This is a genomic window from Streptococcus parasanguinis (assembly GCF_001578955.1).
Classification (GTDB): domain Bacteria; phylum Bacillota; class Bacilli; order Lactobacillales; family Streptococcaceae; genus Streptococcus; species Streptococcus parasanguinis_U.
In genome coordinates this window covers 244,910-246,477 of record NZ_KQ969689.1, presented here as the reverse complement: position 1 = coordinate 246,477, position 1,568 = coordinate 244,910, and the positions used below count along the sequence as shown (strand labels likewise).

Annotated in this window: 1 protein-coding gene; it reads right to left on the bottom strand. The window is 43.1% G+C overall.

Features of this window, described 5'->3' with window-relative positions; translation table 11 throughout:
• On the bottom strand, positions 1-1,568 hold a 1,568-nt coding region (locus SPADD19_RS01130), incomplete at both ends, for a DEAD/DEAH box helicase (RefSeq protein ID WP_164905813.1).

Sequence of the window (1,568 nt, the reverse complement as noted above, 5' to 3'; positions counted from 1 at the left end):
ATGACAGTATCGGCTCCAGTGAGGTTCAATCCGACTCCTCCGGCCTTCAAAGAAATGAGAAAAGCATGGCGCTCTCCAGCATTAAAGGCATTGGTCATTTCTTGACGATCTTTAGCCGGGGTGGAACCCGTGATTTTAAAGGAAGTCATGCCGAGCTGATCAATCTCTTGCTCTAGGATATCCAACATACCTCTGAATTGGGAGAAAATCAAAACTCGATGGTCACCATCCTTGATTTGACCCAAAAGATCTCGAAGGCTCTCCAATTTTCCACTATCTCCTTGATAGTCTTCCATAAAGAGGGCTGGAGTATCACAGATTTGACGAAGGCGCATGAGACCTGAGAGAATTTCCACCTTGCTCCGATTTAGTTCCTCTTCACTAGAGGTTCGAACCCGATCTTGAATTTGTTTTAATTGAGCTAAGTAGATCGTTTTTTGGCTTTCACCCAACTCATTGTGATAGGTTGTTTCAATCAAGTCTGGTAATTCTTGGAGCACTTCATCTTTTTTCCGTCTCAGGACAAAAGGTTTGACAAATCGCGCAATGGTCTCAGGACTCAACTTTTGAAATTCTTTTTTAGCTGGAAACAGACCAGGAAGAACAATTTGGAAAATGGACCAAAGCTCTCCCACATGGTTCTCAATCGGTGTACCAGATAGGGCAAATATATGCGGCACCTCAAATCCACGTAAGTGTTGAGCAATCTTGGTTTGGGCATTTTTCATGACCTGAGCTTCATCTAGAATTAGGTATTCATATTGATTTTTCTGGTATTCCTCCACATCCTGACGGAAAGAGGCGTAACTCGTAATGACTACCTGAGGATTGGTTGCAATGAGTTCATCGCGATGTTGCTTGAGGCCGTAGACGACTGTCACTTCCATCTGAGGAGCAAATTTTGAAAATTCTTGTTTCCAGTTGTAGATGAGACTGGACGGAGCTAGAATCAAGATTTTAGTTTCAGTTTTAGAGACACTCGTTAAAAATGAAATAGTCTGCAGGGTTTTCCCAAGCCCCATATCATCCGCTAAAATACCGCCAAAACCATAATGATTTAGCATGGAGAACCATTTGACCCCTATTTCTTGGTAATCCCTCAGGGTCGCTTGGATTGTCATCTGAGGGAGGTGGTAATCTTCTGGATGAGTCAAATCATGAGCTAAATTTCGAAAGTCTTCTGAAAAATGAACATTGTCTTGATCTGCCAACAAATCAGATAGCTGATAAGCGGCAATCCGGCGGGCTTGTAGTTTCCCACCCTTGCTCATTTTCGCCCGCAGATCTGCTAAGGCTCGACTGATCTTCTTGGTTTCTTCATCAAAGACAAGAACTTTCCCTGTATGGCTGACAAAATAGTCTTTTTGCCCTACTAGAGCTTTGAGGACCTGGTCCACTTCGGCTGGATCCACACTTTCAAAGTCAAAACCGATCTCCAGTAGACTGCCATTGGTTTTAACATCAATTTTTGGACGCTCCACTTGATAAAGATCTAAAAGGCTATCAGAGAGGGTAACCTCTCCTAAGGCTTCAAAAGTCGGGATCTGTTGGTGAAAGAATGGATAGAT